The following is a 19993-nucleotide window of genomic DNA, read 5'->3' on the forward strand; positions in this document are numbered from 1 at the left end:
TTGACTTGGTGGTTAGGTTGTTGGCTTAGATAGACGCTTGATTTACAATTTCAGCGACTTTTTGGTAGGCATCTAACATGACTTCCCCATTCAGATGGGCATAGCGCTGGGTTGTTTGTGGTGAAGCATGACCAAGTAGATGCTGAACAACATAAAGGCTTAGTCCCTTATTGACAGCCATGCTTGCGAAGTTATGTCTCAAATCATGAATTCGCATGTTTGGTATCCCTGCTGCTTTCATGATTTTGTCGTAGCATTTACGAATATCATTGAATGCTTGTCCTGTTTGCGGATTAGCAAAAACATACTCACTTTGACGTGGTAACATTTTTCTAATTTCTGCCAAACTTTCACTTGCTAAACGTATCAAGCGTGGTTTACCTGATTTGTTATTTTCAAGCTTCCAATGGCCTGAGGACAAATCAACATCAGCCCACTTCATATCCATGACCTCTCTTTTACGCATACCTGTTAGTAATAAAACTTTTACAATTGCCACAACAACGAGATTATCAATTCCATATTGAGCAGGTGTATTCAATACTTGCATAAGTCGTGGTAACTCTTGCTCTGTCAAGAAACGTTCAATCTGATTGACCTCTTTATATTTCTTAACTCGCGAGACTGGATTCCTTTCTAATAAAGCAAGATCAATTGCATAGCTGTACATTACAGAAAGTAATGCACGGATACGATTAATCGTTGCATGAGATAGGCCTGAATCTTTTGCTTGATCAAGAATTTGCATGACATGAACTGCTTCAACTTGATTTAATGGAAGGTGACCAATCGGATCGCGCAGATGATTGTTAAACCGTGATAAATCATCACAGTGTGAGCGTTTACGTTTCTGTGAGTGCGGATAATATGAGTTAGTAAAAAACTCGGTTACTGTCGGCATTGCTTTTTGCACATCACGTTCATGCTGTGGATCTTTACCTGTTCTCAGTAAATTATTATTTGATGCGGCAATGATTCTTGCGTCTTCTAAACATAATTCTGGATAATTTCCCAATTTCATTGCACGCTTGGTTCCGTTAAACACATAACGAAATAACCAAGTCTTTTTACCCAGACGAGTAACTACAAGTTTGAGTCCTTTGACTAGATGATCAGTTATTTCTAACTCACGTTTAGTTTGAGGACAAATGATACTCATCACGAGTACTTCATCCAATTTTAGTTTCGCATTCATAGATTTCTCCAAAAATTAGGCAAACAAATCTCCCTGACCGTTAAAGGCCATGATTCAAAAATGAGTCAAAATAGGGAAGAATAGGTCAACGAATATTTCATTGATGACTGGTGTTGGTTTCTGAATTTAAATAGTCTTTAAGTTCAAAAGCCCAAAGAAGCAAAAGAATTTCCTAACTGAACAAGTTGAAAATATGGTGCAAGATAGTGAGTTCGATGTAAAGATTAGCTCTTGAGGACCTATTTTTTTACTTTTTGAAACAAAAATAAATTACCATATAATTCAATAATTTATTAAATCACTTTTTTTAAAATTATTTGACAATACGAAAAATCGGTCTCTCATAAGCTATTGAATAAATTTAGGAATTTTTTTTGTAAAAAACTGGTTTTCTTAGTTCGACTGGTTAAATTTCAATCACGCCTTTTTAGTGATTGACAAGTTTCATGATTTGAACTAAGAACTACAAGACCCTCCTTCTCTCTATTTGGCCCATACATTTTTCCTTGTGTTGCATACCTAAATCAGAATTCCCGCAAAACCCAAAAAGTTTTACGGTTCATCTTACGGTTTAAAGCTGGTGTTTAGATTTATAGGATGCTGTTTAACAAACTAGAGAGACATAACTCAAGGGCTTATTCGATTATTCCCTGCGCTGTGCTACTGGTTAGAGTATGCCAAAGCATCATTACAGATTATTTATACCCAAACTTGAATAGATTTGATCAGGAATGTAGATCAATACACCTTCAGTATCATTAAGGGTGATATACACTTCACAAGCATGTGGGCATTTCTCAACGTATTCAATTTCACTAGCATTTAGTTTGTCCAGAATTGAGAACGTTAAACCTGCAATAGGTACGCTAAGTTCATGGGTATGCTCTAAAACAACAAACCACCCATGTTGGGTGGCTTGGTAGTCTTCTTGATACTCTATTTCGATTCGATCAATCGCACTAGATATTGCTAAACGTATAGCTTGATTCATCACATGTTCTAAATCACGCTTACTTTTGACAATATTCATCTCGCTATCCCTCCTTTTTTGATGTTTCAGAACGTCCGTGTTTCGGCTTATCAGTGATAGATTTTGTATCGATTGCTTTTTTCTCATCATCGGCTAGTACCTTGGATAGTGATGCAGATGATGCATCATTGAGCCTTTTTAGCCAAAATTCAGAATCATCACTCACCTCTAATAATCGTTGCGTATTGGGATGAGGATGAACGACTTTCTGATCAACGAGAATTGCAGCTAGAAAGCATGGGTTATTTGCTGACTTACCGATGAAAAGTCCTTTCAACGCGGTTGCATGAAAGGCTTTTCCACTTTTTCGTAATGCATAAAGTATCTGAAGAATATCTTCTATTTTGACTAATTCTCCGCTAAATCCACCTGATGATTCATTTTTGCTAATCGCTATTCCTAAAGATGCATCATCATTATTTCGCCATATTTGATAATGTAAGTTCCCTTTTGATCGTTCTGATAGTTTTGGACAGACTATAGTATTGATTAAACAGTGATTAATTTTATCGGGTACACGTGGTTGCATATTTGTCTCCAAAATTTAGGTATAAAAAATCCCGATGTACTTTTCGTACATCGGGACATATATTTCGAATCAGTAAGAAGCTAATTCACCAAAGCCATGAAAATGGCCCATTCAGATTTCTAACTTTTTCATTGATCTCTTGTTCAGATAAGAAGCAATAACGAACAAATTCGATAAAGCTTAATATGAGTGGGATATATAGTACACAAAGTAAAAGATAGACAATTCCCCACCCCCATGAACCGACATAGAATTTATGTGCTCCTAAACCACCGCCAACCAAGGTTAAGAGTAGTAATGCAACTTTTGTTTTTTCCTTTTTCTGCACTACTGTGGTGGCAGCTAGAGAAGGATACACATTAATCGCATGACTCGAATCATTAAGCTCATAATCAATTTCTAAGCCTTCTTTTATTGGAATAGCGCCACGCCATTCGTACAAATCAAATGTAATACGTTCACTATTTTTTGTGATGATTACTGCTTTATTTTGGACAGTATCAATTCCAAGGATTTTTCCTTCCATATATACCTGACTTATAAATATTTGAATTAAATGATGATAGAGATACGCATACAATGTACCTATTTTGGGTACAAAGGTCAATGTATCTTAAATAGGTACAATGACAAATAGTATCTATACCAATGAAATGCTTGCTTTGCGAAGTTGGTTGAAACAAGAACGTGAAGCTAGAAATCTGTCTATGCGTGCTCTAGCAGAACGCATGGACAAACCTCATTCGTTTATCCAAAAAGTTGAACAAGGTGAACGCCGTTTAGATGTCGTAGAATATGTATGGTATTGTCATACTTTGGGTATTGATCCCCAAATTGGGGTGGAATTAATTCAGAATGAACTTCCAAAAGAAAATAACTCCATATCTTCAACCTAAGCGTTCAGTATTGTTGGGCGAATCATTCATCCACGACAATCTAGATATTTTCATGCTAATTGGTCTGCTACATGGCCTTTCTCCTAATATGAATGCAAGCATAAAAAATCCCGATGTACTTTTCGTACATCGGGATCAATTGTGAGGTGAATAAGATTAGATCAGGATACGCCCTATAGCAATTAGCTTCTCAAGAGTATCTCGTTCTGAGTTATTACACGTGTAAAGTGCGTTTGCCAAAGTCTGTGCCTTCTCTGTTGGAATGAGTGCAATAGCATCTGCAACACACTCTAAATGATGCGAATATTTCATCTGTACTCCTGTTCACGTTTATGAATCTCATTGCTACATAGATTATTTACTTAGCAATTCACTAAAATAATATGTAAATCAAGGGTAGATTTATTTCGTTTTGCTAGAAGAATTGGGATTGATCTACTGCAGGGGGTGAAATTTATATTATATGAATTACTATATAAGAAAATTCCCCCTAGTTTTTGGACACTAATCCTTGTAAAGCAAGGCTTTTACCAATTTTTGCATTATAGATTTTTTACTCCCCATCCAAAACCAACACTGTAGAAAATATAATAAACCCGTAAAATAGCAGAATCACTTTTGCTGATTTTCTAGCTCGTTGCTGATGTATTGTATTCCTTGCTTTGGATCACTCCCTAGCGCTTGGCAATAATATACATACTCAATAATATCCAATGCATATACACCCCGCTCTACATCACCGACATATGAGTCAGGTTTGCTTAGGCTATTGGATAATTCTAGTTTCGAAATTCCTTTAGATTTTCTTTCTTTTTTGAGCCATTGCTGCAAAATTTGTGTCATTCTGATTCGCTCCCGATTAGCGCAAAGCTCAAAATATAGGGCTGGAGCGAACAAAGATTGTTTGAAACTGGGACGTTGCTTGGTACTAAATAAATTATCTTCATGATCATTCCTAGTTATAAAGATCATGAAAATAATATGTAACCGAACCGTTTTTTTATTTCGGATTAATCTAATATTGATTCATGCTCACGACCGTTTGATCTATTTTTTCTTGTATATCAAATTCATTCGACTATATTCAACGTTTACAACGTACTATCTCAAACTATTCCCGATATAAAGGAAATTTTGTAATTGTAGATACTCTTATATAAGCCCCCTAAATTTGGCTATTTCCCCTTATCCAGCAAGGATTTTACCCAAAATTTTCACTATAAATCCCCCCTCTAAACTCTCCCAATAGAAAATTTATCCAAAACTATTTCTTATCGACTATAAAATTGAAAATAGCCTAACTATAAGTCAGATTATAACTATTGTATGGATCCAATATCGAGCCTAAATCAGTTTAGTCCTTAAGAAAATATAAACACGTCATCTCAGAATCAATAGCTTTAATGCTATGATCAAAAATTAAAATAAAGTTATTCAGTTCATAATGGTATGAGTTGGAAAACCATCAAATTTTCACTGCAATTAAATTGAATACACAAAAGTAGCCTTATTTAATAAAGACTACTAAAAACTGGTACTATATTAGACTGCGATTTTTTCTCCTGTGTTCAGACATAGTAGATATTGATCATCTAATTTCTGAAAAGCTAATGTGATTGGAGGTTCATTTTCCATTAAAGCCTGAATACCTTGCTCTGCTATTTTCATGGCAAACATACTTTTTTCAGTGAAGTTCACTGAAAATTGCTCTACAGCTTGTAGTAACTCTAGTTTTCTCTTCTCCAAAATACCAACTTGTTTTTTCAATTTTTGATCAACAGCAATACCAGTCATAGTTACTGTAGTAGTTAAACCCATACTAGCTATCAAACCTATAGGCCCTAAAGTGACAGTTAACACTGACGCAGCAATTTTTCCCTTATGATCACTTACTACTTTCTGAGCCTTATTAGTCCAAGAATTCATAGCGTTAATTTCACTGGTAATATTTTCTTTTAACTGAGTATTTAACAATGTTAAATGTTCTAACTCATTTAGAATACGTTTTTGAATCAATTCTTTGATTGCATCCATATCCCCAAGGTGATTCATAAGATGACAACAAATTAGACGCAAACTTAAACACAGATATGCTAGCTCAGCAAATTCATTTACTTCTTTTACTTTTTTATCAATATCTATTTTTAGGTCTGCTGTTCCAAATATTTCCTTATGCTCTACTTTTTTTAGACCATATTTCTCTAAATCTGTTTTAAGGTGATAGTAGATCTGTTTTAGATCATCATCATATTTTGATAAAATAGAAGAATTAAGAATAACTTTGCGTTGTTCTGGATTTGCAAAAGTTAAGAATTCGATCTTCTCTTTTAAGCTATCAAAGATTGCCTGAATTCTTGCTTCACGTTCAGTTTGCTGTAAATCACTTATCCGCTCTACACTATCCTTTAAATCTTCTAGTTTTTTATTAATGTCGGCCAAATGCTTTTGTGCAACGACTACAGAGGCGATCTGCCAGACAGCAGCAGCATTTACTAACTTGGATAATGAATCAGCATGATATAAGCGAGCATGTTCTGTAAATTTTCCATTTGTAGCTCTAGAAAATGCTCTTAAACCATTTCCATCAGCAGCTTTAGCTAAATCTCCATGAATTACAACTTCCATAATATGCTTATTTGCTACTTCGGTTGCTGTCATTAATGCAGGCGCTGCTTGCGCTGCAACAGAAGCAATATTTGAAAGAGCATCTAAAAAGGGAATTTTTTTATATACTTTTTCATGCTTACAAGCTAGAGCTGAAATTTCTAGCAAAGGACGTTTCTCATCTTCCCCAATTAAAATTGCATGCGAACTCATCATTTTTATCCTTTTACAAAGTAATCTTAAGTTTAAGACAAAATTCACCCAATTGTTATAGATAGCTAAAATATATAAATTTATCCAATTTCTCATATAACTAATTTGCAACTTATCACAAATTATAATATATGATTTTAGTTTTTAAGATGACTGTGTCAAACAAAGAACTGACCATAATAGATCACATTGAAATCAAAATTAAAACTTAAGACTGCAAACCTGAGATTGAGTTAAGCCCCCTTCCATTCAGATTTTATAAAGCATCATCTTAAAGTTGAACATTTTGCAATAATTACAATGACACATCCTAAGCTTAGTGAAGACAATTGCACCATTGGAAACACATAATGACTTAAGGCTGTGATCAAAACCTAGAATAAATCTGAACTAACCCATATCAAATATACTCAATGCAACAAGTTCATAAAGAAACATCTAATACAAAGATATCAATACGACCCTTTAATTCACTTGGTAATTCGTTCTCTAAAATTAATTTTAGCTCTTGAGCTGAACTAATCCCATGATTAGTGATATTAGCCACTTTTTCATTGGTACCAAACCATAATACAAAATATATTCCTTGGTGTTCAGCATCAGGGTGAATTGAATATCGCTGAGATAATTGAGTTGATGCCGCCTTATACAAGTCTTTATGCCATTGGCCTTTTGACTCTAGCATTAAAAGTTTTCTTTCATTCTCAATAACTTTGGCAAAGGTTATATCGCAACGATTTGTATGTTGCATCTGATGTTCTAAAGTTACAATGACCCCTTTAGTTGAAAGTCTTAATTTCAATCTATCAGCAACAATCTTGGTGGCATCCACTTCATTTAAATGAATATATTTCGAAAAAGTCGATCCATCATATTGCTTATGGTAAAAAAGTGAAGGTGATGTTGTATCTCCTCCTCTAAGATCATTTTGATAGAACTCTAGCTCTTCTAAAATTAATGCCCTCAACCCTTCTACTGTTACCACCTCTTCATTATCCAAAAACTTAACAATTTCTTCTGGAGATGGTGCCTTAAAGTTTGTTAAAGCAAGGTTTCTTATAAGTGTTGACCGAATACTTTTTAGATCTAATCGCATGGCTTCGAATCTAGAATCTAAAATTAAATTATTCACAATAAATAATGATTTTTCAGAAATATGCTTTGTAAATTTCCAAATTATATTACTTATAAATCTATATGCTATCTCATTAGGTGGATCCCCAGTACCCCAAGAATCAGGTAGACTAACTTTAGGCCACTGATCTATAAATGTGTCTAGAATCCACCAAATTTTAGTAGGAGTTAATATAGGCCAAAACGGGTGATCTCCATGACGAATACCTTCATCTCGATCGCTTAGAAGAAATATCGTTTTTTCTTGCTCTTTTAAAACCCCCCAATAAGAAACTATCTCAGCCTCATCAAGAAAAAAAAATGCTCTTATAAACCAGAAAATTAATTTCGATTTTATGCTTTCTAAATCAACAGCATGTGTTATAAGTTGTTCATTTAATTCCTCACACCGTAGGAGAACTAATTTTTTCAATTGATTTTTATCACAGAATTGTGCACTTAAATCGAATAATGTTTTTGACGTAGCTATACTAATATTTGGATATTTAATAAGCCATTCTAATGGTAACGTTGCTTGAAATTCTCTGAATGTATCACTGTAACGTAACCACCCAACTTGTGTATATTCACTATTATTGTAGGTCAACTGATGTTCAATATAATCTTTTAAAAATCTTAGCCGACTCTCATAATCTGGGAAAAGGATTCGATCAACTTCATTTCTAAATGCCTTATGTTCATTCTCATTAACAGTATATGGCCGATGAACAATACCTGTCCGCAATGCTTGTAATAATTTCAATTTAACGCCATCAAGGTTTCCTTTTTCTCTAAATATCTCTAGACAAGCTGCATGTAAAATAACTTCTGAATGGTATCTAGTAGAACTACAATGTGCTTTAGCCAGTTCATTTAAATTAGGTACATGAGATTCTATAAATGGTAAACAGTTTTTAAGTGATGCCTTTACTAAATTTTCATCACCAAATTCCTGAATAATTCTTCCTGGATTATTTAATGTTAAGTTAGCAAAATCCAACAAGCAGCTCCAATGCTTGCCACTTTCTATCAACTCACGATTATTCTGAATATATTGAATATTTTTATTTCTTAGCATTTGCTGTTTAAATTTTCCATTTTTCATACGACGACTATTAATTATAGCTTGAGTATTTTTAAAACTTTCCTTGGAGGCTAAATTATTTTTAGTCCATTCTTTCAAAAAGTTAATATTTTTAGCTGCTTGTAACTTTGCATATCTACGCTGCTCATAATTAACCTCAGCTTTATTTTTTGCATAAAATTGATGGGGTTGTACAAAATAAGACCATAATTTTACATTATTATTTGCAAAAGCAAAATCCAGAATAAAATAGTAATCTTGAAATTTTAGACTCAAACCAGAATGAGTATATAATGACAGTTTCCTAGAAATTACTTGATATATATCATCAGTAGAAGTTACACCTTCAAATGCTAACTTTATAAGGCTATGGCGTAAATTATCTTCATTTTGTAATACTTTTACAGCAGTGCTGTCTTCTTCACTCTTTCCACTATGGAAATTTAGATTTCTTAACCAAATCCATATTCTTTGAGGATCATAAGAATTTTTTTCTATTTTAAAATAATGATCTAGAAGCATTCCGATAACTTTACTTATTCCATTACGACAAAAACAGTCGTATGGTTCTTTGTTACACGTACAACAAAGCCCATAAGTTAGACTATCAAGAAGTCTTATAACTAATTCATAATTAAGATTGTTAATGAAGTTTTTAACAAAATAGCGTTCACCTATAGTTCTGTCTTGTCCAATATTTTTTTGGGGGTATAACAAAGTACATTTTTCTAGAAATTCTAAAATTAGATCATAAGAAAAATAATTAACATCAATATCATCCATCAAATTTACTACTATATTTAATGATGATTTTTCTCCTTGTTCTATGAGTCTTTCAATAGTCAGAACTATTTCATAATCAGCTATTTCCTTTAACCTTATTCCAGCTAATTCTCTTATATATTGATCAACTTCCTTATTTAGCAAAATCCCTTCTAATTCAAGAATTAAAGATTTAAGAATTATTGAATTTTCTATTAATTCCAAAATTAACCCACGTAGTAACCCCTTATTGGATTCAACTAATATCGATTTAATTATGGATATAGAGTTATCATCAAAAAATCCAGAAATAGAGAAAGTTCTCCCCATATCACTCCGACGAAAATAAGGATCTTCTTCTACAAGGCACGTTAACTTTTCTAATAAAAATTTTTTTGATGAAGAAAGAAGTTGAGAGGGGTCTCCGTTTGCTAATACCGCATAAGGATCAATATTAATTAATGTCTCTTGTATAGATTTATTACCTAAAGCTGCCATCCACGCTACGAGACCTCTTAACTCATCTCGCACTATTCCATTTGGCGCAATAATCGATAGACATTGATGTAATGAGATATTATTACGATTGGCATTAATTCTTTTTACTAAATAATTAGCAGCTGTAAATTCAGCAATAATTTTATGACTAGGTTGATGTAGGCTAACATTGTCTGCTAACTTAAAAAGTTTACTCGACAATAAAGATAAATATTGTTCTACACTATCCAACGTAATTAGTGTATCTATTCTAGGATATAAAGTGTCATGATCATTTGGATTAGTGCTTACTCCCTCTGCGCCTGATAATAATATTTTTGCAAATATTTCTTCTGTAAATTCCAGTTTTCTTTGTATTGGTAAGTCATTCCTAAAGTTAAAAGCATTATTTGACTCTTTTGCTGAGGCCTTAACTGCATGATTAAATATAAATTTTCGATCAGAAAAAACTCGATTACTTTCAATATATGCATCGGCAAAGATTTTCAAAAATTGGGGATTGGAAAGTAAAGGTTCCAAATTATATTTTGTGACTTCTGATTCAAATTTTTTGAAATCTTCCAGTGGCTTATAATTTTCAAAAATTTGCTGTTGTTCTGATTCGTTAAAAGGAAATAAACGGAAAACTCTTGGTTCTATTTCAAAGTTTTCTCTGACCAAACTAGTATAAGACTCTTCCCACTCACTTGATCTACTTGAAATAATTATTTTTTTGGGTTCTAGATCTGCTGCCTTTCCAAGTAGATTACTTACGGCTGATTGATCTATTCTGACCAGCTCATCTAGAGCATCAATAATTAAAATTGAATTTCTATCTTGGTTATTTCTATTGATAAATGTGTTCGCTGATTTCTTTTTTACATTTAGTTGGTTGGAAAAACTTTCTAGAAGTGAAGTTTTTCCAGCACCTGGCTCTGCTAAAATAATTATTATTTGAAATTTCTGAATAATTTCTAACTCAGAGTACTCCTTTTCATAATCATAAAGCTTTCTTTGCAGGTAAAAATTCGGAGTCATATCAAACAAGTAAAAAATATCAATACAATTCTTTTTACATTGAAACTCTTTCATTGTCCATTATAAAAATAAGTGACTTAAGCCAAATATCATATAATTCTTCAATTTAGATTTTCATAGTTCATATACAAATTTTCAGTCTGAATGTAAATCCTATCTTTCAAAGTATACTGAAATACTCTCTATAGGCAAATCTCTCAAAGTACATCATCTCTTCACACACTATGAAATAATGACAGCGGTCTACTACAGGACAGCAAAAATAGACCGCAGGAATGCAAAGAATTTTTATAGACCGCAAATATCATGCTCACTTTGCGTACAACGTATTGGACAGTAAAATGAAAGCTATATCTTTAAATAACCTCTAAAAAATAATTTATCTAGGGCGTTTCAATACATTATGAGTAAGAAGTAAAATGACTAATTAACTTTTTTTTCACATCTGCATGGTTTTTAGCAAAATCAGAGTTTGTCCAAGTATCAAATTGTTGGAAAATTCTGATTGAATTACTGAATAGTTCAATATTTCCTTGAAAATATTTTTTCTTTTTATCAGAATAATCACGGTTATTCTGAGAGGAATTTTTTCGTCTCGAGATTAATACCAAATTTCCCAGTCTATCTTTTGCATAATTACGTTCTTCATCGGTAAAGTCATTTAACCATTGGCTATCGCTATTTGGTGTTTGCGGAAGAATATGCTCTATGCTAATCGTACTTGGAAAGTCTAATTTAGTTGTATGCCCATGCAATATACAATCCAATTTTAGCATTAGATATTTAGCAGCTCTTCTACCATAAATTTTTTTATCTAACTCGATAGCTAATTCTAATTGATCTATATGCTTTTTCAATATTTGAATGACTTCTTCGCTAGTTTTCGTGTCTATATTTTCCATCCAATTATTCACATTCTCTATTCGACTCGTTGGTGTTAAACCCACCAACCAATCATAAGCAAATGCATTGTCTAATGATTTTACGAAACGAATTAGTTGGTGACTACCAAATTTGTCGTAATACTTTAACAATGGAGCAATCCAAAAATCTGATTCAAACCCTGCTTTCATCATTACAAGCAAGTTATTTAATTCAAAACTCTTTGACAACTCATAGTGATTATTGTCAAATATTTCAATGTAATGCTTTCTGTATTTATCAATAAAGTTAAAAGTATCCATCCCTTTATTTAACAAAGGAGGTAAATTTTTAGTGGTTTTATTTGAACGATCATATTCCCTAGGCGCATAAATACTATCTTCATACTCTTTCAAAAGACTGACCATTGCTTTCTTTTTAACTAAAATTGAACGTAAATGAGAGAGAAACTCATCAAAATCTTCACCAAAATAGTTTTCAGCTTCTTCCCAATTTTTTGCAGCTTTCACTCTTTCATCATGATTAGAAACTAGAGCTAAATTACTTGCTTTTAAAATATCACTACTACGAAGTTTAACACCTCGATTATTCATAACCGTAAATAATCTAAAGGCATCATCAAGCTCTTCAGATCCTACATAAATCATCAGCACTTTATTAATTAAAAAAATAGCAAATTGGTCAAAATTTTGATGTTCTTCAAAATAGTCTCGTATTTGAACTATATTTTTAGACATATTGATTACTGAAAGATCAGTATCCTTGCCATAATTTTCAATAAGTGATGAAGTTATTTTAAGTGTACTTTTTTCTTCTTTAACGCAGTCATCAATGAAATCTTTAACTTCTTGCCTAATATCAAATACTACTCTCAGTCGCTCAGGAGTATTCGTAAATAGATTTTTCTTTTGGAAAATAATTTCTTTACAAGTTTTAAGACAGTCTTCATCCTCTGTTAAGTCACGAATCACAGAGATTAGCAAGAAAAGGGTCGTTAATCTCTGCTGGCCATCAAGTACATCATACTCGACATAATTGGTATTGTTTTTTTCAGTAATTTTCTTCTGTAAAACCATTGACCCTAAAAAGTACTGGGCATTCTCATCACGATTCATAGCATCACTTAAATCTTGTAAAAGCTCAGCTATTTGATCCTTGCCCCAAACATAAGGCCTTTGATACTCAGGTATTCTGTACCATTTTCCAAAGAGCTCACCCACATATAATTTTTCACTTTCAATCATTTTATATCTACTTTCACAACAAAATTAATTAGCTTAGAGAGCAAGATGCTAGAAAGCATTAAGCATTTAAAATCAAAATAATAAATCTTTTATGGAAAATTTTGCTAAAAATAACAAAACTCCACCCTAAAGATCTCTATACAACCCGATATAGCTTAATGCACTTCCCAAGTTTTTCTTCACCATAAAAAAACTCCCGTACAAAAATTCTGCTACATCATGCAGAAATAAGTTACTTTCAGCTTCTAGAAAGTACGTAAACTGAAGTAACTTATTTGTGGAAATCTAGCTATAAGGTGGTTTGATTAATTATTTAATCGATCTAAAATTTCAACTCTAAATAAAAGTAATTAAACTCACATATTACTATAATTGAGCTATTTAATTAATTTCCAATTTCTACTTTTGCACTTTGGACAAGAATATTTTTCAGATACCCATTTTGTAATCTGATCAGAAAATGCGAGCAGCGCTACTCCCCCAGTAACAATTGCCACACAAATTGCAAAAGCAAAACCTGTTCCTGCAAAGAAAAATGAAACCCATGCCCAAAATCCCCCACCAACAAATGCCGTACCCATTACTTTTAAGAAAAATGTTTTATTAGCTTCTTCTTTATAACTACATTTTTCACATTTGATATGCGCCATATCACTTACCCTTAAAAAATCAAACAAAATAAATTAAAACTCTAGATAAAATACTATACCGACAATTAAATACAATAGCTGTACACATTTTAACTTGTGAATTTTTCCATACTATGCTTCATAGTGATTAAATTTTCAATAGTTTATTCAAAAATAACCATACATATCTTTTTTTTCAATTATTTCTCAATATTTAAAAAATACTAAATTAAAACTTTAAAACTTCTAAATATTTTTATTTTCTTAATAAGCTTTAATATATGAAGAAGTGATTTTAATTTCAAAAGTACTATCTTCAAATTTAATAAAACTGTAAGTGGAGTTAGAGAAATTTTGAAATTGAGGAGTAAAAGAAGTATTTCCTTATGTCACACTAACTATTTGAGCAATAGTAGCTTCAAGTCCAATAGTATATATCGATAAATAGTATTTTTTTACAAAGTAGGCATTTTACAACCATCAACTGTGATTGGAAACAGGTGTGTTTTCCCCTTACTTGGTAAATAAGGTGTATTTTGCCATTCCAATTTTTACCATATCACTTTCAAACTCTTGGAAGATACTAAGAAGAAGACAAACTCAGGTGCTTCAAGCCTTTTATTCATTTGATCAATAATGCCGTGATCAGGTTAAATAGACCCTGAGTCATGAAAAACCAGATCTTGACCAAAGATATTGGCCAACCTCAGTGAAACAGCTTCAACTAAAGGTTTATCATTATAATTATGGCTAAGAAGAGTTTTTGAGACATGATAAATAGATTTATTCCGATTTTTCTCCTACGATAAAGCAGTTCTGCGTAATTAGTAACAATCCCAATAGCTTAACTCCCCTATCTCTAGCCATACCTCACTAAACCCATAGGAGAAAATGGTAAAACAACCGAAAGTCTAAATCCCCCAAACAATTTCTCTTTTCACACGTTTTACGCGACAATGACCTAGAACATAGAGGATGCATATTACTTGTAAATCGTGTGCAACACCGAAGTACTAGAAAACGTGCAATAGGGAAATATGTCGGCGCTATGTAGGCAATCAAACAGATAGAACATCGGACTATCGAACGGATGGACCACCAAATAGACCGAAAAATCCGATGGTCTAAAAATAGTAAGCATTAAAAAACCCCATAACTCAAAGAGTTACGAGGTTGAATATGGTGGGCCCACCGTGACTTGAACACGGGACCAACGGATTATGAGTCCGCTGCTCTAACCAACTGAGCTATAGGCCCTAAACTTAAATCATATTTTATGTATGATTAATGCTGCCTGATCTTAGTCAAATTTAACTTAAGTTACAAGCAGATGATTTTATCAAATTACGAAAATAATGTTAAAAATCATAAACTGCGCTGATTCTATCTGATCTTCCCAGCTTGAGTAAAGATCATATTGCACTATTTTGATCATTAATAAGACATCCAATTTTTTTCATCTGGTGTTTTAGGATATGTATTTTCCTGAAAACTCGTATTACACTGCTGCGACTCAAAGCCTATGATGATAAACATGAAAAAATTTTTAGGAAAATCTATTTTTAAAGCAACAGGTTGGGAATATAACGTAGACCCAAGCATTTTAGAAAAAAAACAAGTCATTATTGGCTTTGAGCATACATCGAATCTGGATACCATCCTCTCCCTCGCTTTATTTGAAATTTTAGAACTCAAAATTCATACCTTAATCAAAAAAGAATTATTCAAAGGCCCTCTAAAACCAATCTTAGAACGTTTAGGTGGCATCCCTGTCGACCGTAAAGCCAATAAAGATATCGTGACGCAAATGGTTGAACTGTTTAATCAAAATGACAGCTTTAATCTGGTGATTGCGCCTGAAGCAACACGTGCAAAAGATGGTGAAGAACGCAAACCCATCCGCACTGGTTTTTGGCATATCGCCAAAGCTGCCAATGTGCCAATTATTTTGATGTATGCCAATGCACGCAATAAACAAGGCGGGATTTTAGGTAAAATTTACCCAAGCGATTTGCAACAAGATCTGGAAAAGATCAAAGCGCTTTATGCGGAATACGACATAGACGTAAAAATTAGCTAATTAATCCAATCTATTTGATCAATCTTTGACGCTTGATCAAGATTTTAAAGTTTGAATATGAGCGATGCTAGTTTTCAACAAAACCATCGCTATGCTAATATTCCTGCACTTTTTTTTAAGTTTTATTTTTTGGAGTTACTTCCATGGCGGGTCATTCTAAATGGGCCAATATTAAGCATCGTAAAGCTAAACAAGATGCAAGTCGCGGTAAGGTTTTTACTAAATACATCCGTGAAATCGTAACCGCTGCACGTTTGGGCGGGCCAGATGCGGCGAGTAACCCTCGTTTGCGTGCTGTAGTTGAAAAAGCACTGTCTGTGAATATGACACGTGACACCATCAACCGTGCAATCCAACGTGGTGCTGGTGGTGAAGACAATGATGATTTAAAAGAAGTTACCTATGAAGGTTATGGCGTTGGTGGTGTTGCGGTTATCGTTGAAACCATGACCGATAACTTAAACCGTACTGTTCCAGATGTTCGTCATTGTTTCTCTAAAACCAATGGTAACTTAGGTACCAATGGTTCGGTGGCTTACCTATTCACCAAGCGCGGTGAAATTTCTTTTGAAGATGTTTCTTTAGAAGACAAAGTCATGGAAGTTGCTTTAGAAGCTGGTGCAGATGATATCGAGATTGATGAGGACAGTATCTTGGTGATCACTAGCCCAGAGAGCTTTGGTGATGTTCAGGATGCCCTTACAGCAGCTGGTTTAAAATCTGACAATGCTGAAGTTGTAATGAGCCCTTCAACTAAGGCTGAAATCACAGATATCGATCAAGCGAAACAAATCTTGAAAATGATTGATATGCTTGAAGATCTTGACGATGTTCAAAACGTCTATACCAACGTTGAATTCTCTGAAGAAGTTTTAGCGCAACTTGATGCTTAATTCTTTTAGATGATAAAAAAATGCATCTTTTTAGATGCATTTTTTTATAGCTTATTTAAAAGTTTATAGCAGTTAAATACATTATATTCTTTGATCACGAAGCTTGAATGTAGTGCGACGACACTATCAATCTTACCAATACGTCGTAATAGAATTTCACTATAGTCGTCCATATTGCGTGCCACCAATTCCAAAATAAAATCGGCACTCTGCCCTGTCACTAAAAAGGCATTGGTCACTTCTGGTATATCTTCAATTTCTTGTAAGAACTTATCAAAAGTTTCACTGTCGTGTTTGCTCAACGAAACCTGCAAAAGAATATGCAAACTAAAACCGAGTTTATTAAAATTAATTTCTCGTTTGAGCTGTCCCATTACTTGGGATTCAATCAGGTTTTTAATGCGTCGATGCACTGAACTAACCGAAAGGTTAATACGTTCTGATAGCTCATTCAGATTGACATCTTCATGGGTCAAAATTTCAAGAATTTGTTTATCAAAACGATCCAATTCCATTCTACAGTCCTCTCTTTCAATCGATGTTTTTATCGGAACTGCTCACTCAGTAATTTTTAAGGGTCAAGGGAAAACATTCGTTTAACTTTTGACGATGCTGCATGGATAACGCAAACATGATTCCGATAAACTTTTGGTTTATCTTTGTCTCAAAGCCGAAACAAGACCTTTTGAGCAACTGTTCAACTGATCTCCCAATAGTTGAACAACTTGTTTCGATCCCCATCACACCCTGAAACATAAGATAACAAAGCCTTTTTATAATTATTTCCCTCTTTTCAATTTTTTTAAAGTAAATTTGGCAATAATTTCTAATATTTTCTGCTTAAAACGAATTTTCTTTTAAAAACTAATTTTATTCCCTGATTATTTTTTGCTTTATCGATAGTTTTTCAATTTTCTTTCCCATAAAAAAGCCCCGATTTTTATTCATCAGGGCTTTTCGACTCAAAATTTGATTTACAAACCACGCCAATCAACGCGTGCATTACGCTCAGTCGCGTAAATACGCTGAACGTATTGCCCAATCGGTAGGTCTGATAAATAGTCATAATATTGCTTCAGTTCGCCATCAAACTGTTCAATATCGTCATTCTCGAGTTCCCAAGGCGTGCCTTTGATCACCAATAACGGTGCAAGAATAGAACAAACTGAAATATCCGCTAAACCAAGCCGATCACCAACCATATAACGCCCTTGATTATCAATCAAACGCTGATTCAGATCGCTAATTAACTCGGTCATACGTAACTTGGATTGAGCAACTTTTTCAGGGCTCAATTTATAGTTGGTCGAAACCAGACTTTTTAATATTGGTTTCGAAATCTTCTCAAACTGACGTAAATAGCCTTGTTCACCCATCATGATTTCAAGTGGATGATCACCCACTGACAGTGCATGTGCCAATGACCAGCGACGAACATGTACACCAAGTTCATCAGTCAATTTGTCGATTTCTAAAGCTTGCTTACGTAACTGCTCATCACGTCTCAATAACGCATGTTCAGGATAGGTCGTATCAAGATATAAAGCGATTTGTGTTGAATCAGCAACCCACCGCTTATCATCTTTCAGCATTGGCAATAAATATTGCCCAGACTTTAGATAAGTAAACGCACGATGGAAACCTGGAATTAAATTATGTGCCACATAGTCCAATTCCTTATGATCTAACAACCAGCGAGCTTTTTCACAATAGTGGGACAAAGGAAATTGGTATAAAACCCGCATAAACTCTCCAAATTTATTTTTCTACTCGATCAAACATAAGGTTTTCCCTACTTTAGAAGTAAAAGTTAATGAATACAATGTCCTTTTCGTTCGATCTTTTTGAATTTTGGCGAAGTCGCTTTATAAATTTTCATGGTGAGAATATTCCTCTCATTCATAGAAAATAAATTTTTATACTGTTTAATAAACCAGCACAAAATTCAAGTCATTGTTTTATATTAATATTTAATATTAATTTTTCTGTTATTTTTCTCATAAAAAATGCTTAGGAATTATTGTGATATACAAGCCATAACTGATGGTTTAGTTGAAAAGTAAAACTTTTGTAAAGTGTCTCTTATCTATTAGAGGTGCTCACATGTCCAGTAATCAATCAGTGATTCAAGTTCAAACACAACTGATTTCAAATGATCAGCAGGCCATCAATGCTGCCTATCAAGTTGCTGACTTTGCATTAGAAGATCGAAATAATCGAGATCAAAATCGTGTTTTACCCACCGAACAAATCATTCAGTTTAGCCAAAAAGGTCTGGGGGGAATCCGTGTACCGCAACAATATGGTGGTGCTTTTGTCTCCAATAAAACCTTAGCCCACGTGTTTCGTATTTTAAGTAAAGCCGATGCCAATGTTGGACAAATTCCACAAAACCAATTCGGCCTTTTAAATTTTATTAATATCACCGGTTCAGATGCGCAAAAGCAGTTTATCTACACTGAAATTTTGGCAGGCAAACGCATCGCCAATGGTGGACCAGAAAAGAATTCTAAAGACACCAAAGCCATTCAAACCACGTTAAGCTTGGAAAATGGGCAATACTTTTTAAATGGAGAAAAGTTTTATTCGACTGGGACCAGCTTTGCAGACTGGTTAGCGATTCGTGCCTTGCATCCAGATGGCTATACCGTATTGGCAATTGTTGATCGACATGCTGCTGGTGTTGAAGTGATTAATGACTGTAATGGCTTTGGTCAACGTACTACAGCCAGTGGAACAGTAAAACTACGCAATGTTGTCGTTGATCCTGCACTATTTTTTGATGAGCGCATTATTACCGACACTCCAAATGTTCGCGGTGCGTATTCTCAACTTTTACAGGTTGCCATTGATGTTGGTATTGCTGAAGCCGCTTTTGATGACACCTTATCCAGCATTCGTAAAGCACGTCCCATTATTGATGCAGGCGTAGAAAAGGCCAGTGAAGAACACTACACCCTGCAAGAAGTTGGCAAACTCAATATCCTGCTCGATGCTGCCATTTTATTACTGGACGATGCTGCCGAATATCTAGATGAACTTGATCAAATTGCTGAGATTTCTACCGAGCAAGCTGCTCGTGCTTCAATTTTAGTGGCTGAAGCAAAGATCTATGCCAATGATGCAGCCCTGCATATCTCCGAAAAACTACTCGAACTTGGTGGAAGCCGTGCCAGCCTGAGCCAACATAATCTTGATCAGCATTGGCGCAATGCTCGCGTACATACCTTACATGATCCTGTGCGTTGGAAATTCCATGCCATCGGTGACTATTACCTTAATGGTACACACCCTGCCCGCCATGCCTGGATTTAAGGAGCAAAT

Annotated in this window: 15 protein-coding genes and 1 tRNA gene; 4 read left to right on the forward strand and 12 right to left on the reverse strand. The window is 34.0% G+C overall.

From position 1 onward, the window contains the following. Positions 1-25 precede the first annotated feature (25 nt). The 4 genes from MN869_RS07520 to MN869_RS07535 form a co-directional block, all read right to left on the reverse strand. Entirely contained in the window at positions 26-1195 is a 1170-nt protein-coding gene (locus MN869_RS07520) for a site-specific integrase (RefSeq protein ID WP_033133325.1), read from the reverse strand. 688 nt (positions 1196-1883) lie between these two features. Beyond that, positions 1884-2186 (reverse strand): hypothetical protein, encoded by a 303-nt coding sequence (locus MN869_RS07525; RefSeq protein ID WP_227505278.1) that lies wholly within the window; start codon positions 2184-2186, stop codon positions 1884-1886. Between the two features lie 43 nt (positions 2187-2229). Then, a complete protein-coding gene (locus MN869_RS07530; RefSeq protein ID WP_033133327.1) occupies positions 2230-2754 on the reverse strand; it encodes a hypothetical protein in 525 nt (174 codons plus the stop codon). Between the two features lie 85 nt (positions 2755-2839). Beyond that, positions 2840-3280: an NINE protein gene (locus MN869_RS07535; RefSeq protein ID WP_033133328.1), complete on the reverse strand. Its 441-nt coding sequence runs from the start codon at positions 3278-3280 to the stop codon at positions 2840-2842. A 100-nt stretch (positions 3281-3380) separates the two neighbouring features. On the opposite strand from MN869_RS07535, the gene MN869_RS07540 reads away from it, so the two are divergent. Then, positions 3381-3650: a helix-turn-helix transcriptional regulator gene (locus tag MN869_RS07540; RefSeq protein ID WP_033133329.1), complete on the forward strand. Its 270-nt coding sequence runs from the start codon at positions 3381-3383 to the stop codon at positions 3648-3650. Positions 3651-4262: 612 nt separating this feature from the next. On the opposite strand, the gene MN869_RS07545 is transcribed toward MN869_RS07540, so the two are convergent. The 6 genes from MN869_RS07545 to MN869_RS07570 form a co-directional block, all read right to left on the reverse strand. Beyond that, the gene (locus MN869_RS07545) at positions 4263-4493 is read right to left on the reverse strand and encodes a helix-turn-helix transcriptional regulator (protein ID WP_033133362.1); all 231 of its coding nucleotides are present in this window, start codon (positions 4491-4493) and stop codon (positions 4263-4265) included. A gap of 699 nt (positions 4494-5192) precedes the next feature. Beyond that, entirely contained in the window at positions 5193-6467 is a 1275-nt protein-coding gene (locus tag MN869_RS07550) for a hypothetical protein (protein ID WP_243307019.1), read from the reverse strand. A gap of 424 nt (positions 6468-6891) precedes the next feature. Then, the gene (locus MN869_RS07555; protein ID WP_243307020.1) at positions 6892-10995 is read right to left on the reverse strand and encodes a hypothetical protein; all 4104 of its coding nucleotides are present in this window, start codon (positions 10993-10995) and stop codon (positions 6892-6894) included. 347 nt (positions 10996-11342) lie between these two features. Beyond that, complete coding sequence (locus MN869_RS07560; protein WP_033133331.1) at positions 11343-13067, reverse strand: DUF262 domain-containing protein; 1725 nt, start codon at positions 13065-13067, stop codon at positions 11343-11345. A gap of 377 nt (positions 13068-13444) precedes the next feature. Then, positions 13445-13717, reverse strand: a complete 273-nt coding sequence (locus MN869_RS07565) for a hypothetical protein (RefSeq protein ID WP_033133332.1) — start codon at positions 13715-13717, stop codon at positions 13445-13447. A 1159-nt stretch (positions 13718-14876) separates the two neighbouring features. After that, positions 14877-14953 (reverse strand) — tRNA-Ile (locus MN869_RS07570). A 265-nt stretch (positions 14954-15218) separates the two neighbouring features. On the opposite strand from MN869_RS07570, the gene MN869_RS07575 reads away from it, so the two are divergent. Next, positions 15219-15776 (forward strand): 1-acyl-sn-glycerol-3-phosphate acyltransferase, encoded by a 558-nt coding sequence (locus MN869_RS07575; protein WP_033133333.1) that lies wholly within the window; start codon positions 15219-15221, stop codon positions 15774-15776. Between the two features lie 143 nt (positions 15777-15919). Continuing rightward, positions 15920-16669, forward strand: coding sequence for a YebC/PmpR family DNA-binding transcriptional regulator (locus MN869_RS07580; protein ID WP_033133334.1), 750 nt, complete (start codon positions 15920-15922; stop codon positions 16667-16669). Between the two features lie 44 nt (positions 16670-16713). Here the strand turns inward: MN869_RS07580 and MN869_RS07585 are convergent, their stop codons facing one another. Both MN869_RS07585 and MN869_RS07590 read right to left on the reverse strand, forming a co-directional pair. Further along, complete coding sequence (locus MN869_RS07585; protein ID WP_004661600.1) at positions 16714-17184, reverse strand: Lrp/AsnC family transcriptional regulator; 471 nt, start codon at positions 17182-17184, stop codon at positions 16714-16716. 459 nt (positions 17185-17643) lie between these two features. Then, the gene (locus tag MN869_RS07590; protein ID WP_033133335.1) at positions 17644-18414 is read right to left on the reverse strand and encodes a glutathione S-transferase family protein; all 771 of its coding nucleotides are present in this window, start codon (positions 18412-18414) and stop codon (positions 17644-17646) included. Positions 18415-18772: 358 nt separating this feature from the next. Here MN869_RS07590 and MN869_RS07595 point away from each other — a divergent pair, with 358 nt between their 5' ends. After that, on the forward strand, positions 18773-19984 hold the full coding sequence (locus tag MN869_RS07595; protein WP_243307024.1) for an SfnB family sulfur acquisition oxidoreductase: 1212 nt from the start codon (positions 18773-18775) through the stop codon (positions 19982-19984). Positions 19985-19993 lie beyond the last annotated feature (9 nt).

It is taken from the genome of Acinetobacter sp. NIPH1876 (assembly GCF_022808535.1).
GTDB classification, from domain to species: domain Bacteria; phylum Pseudomonadota; class Gammaproteobacteria; order Pseudomonadales; family Moraxellaceae; genus Acinetobacter; species Acinetobacter higginsii.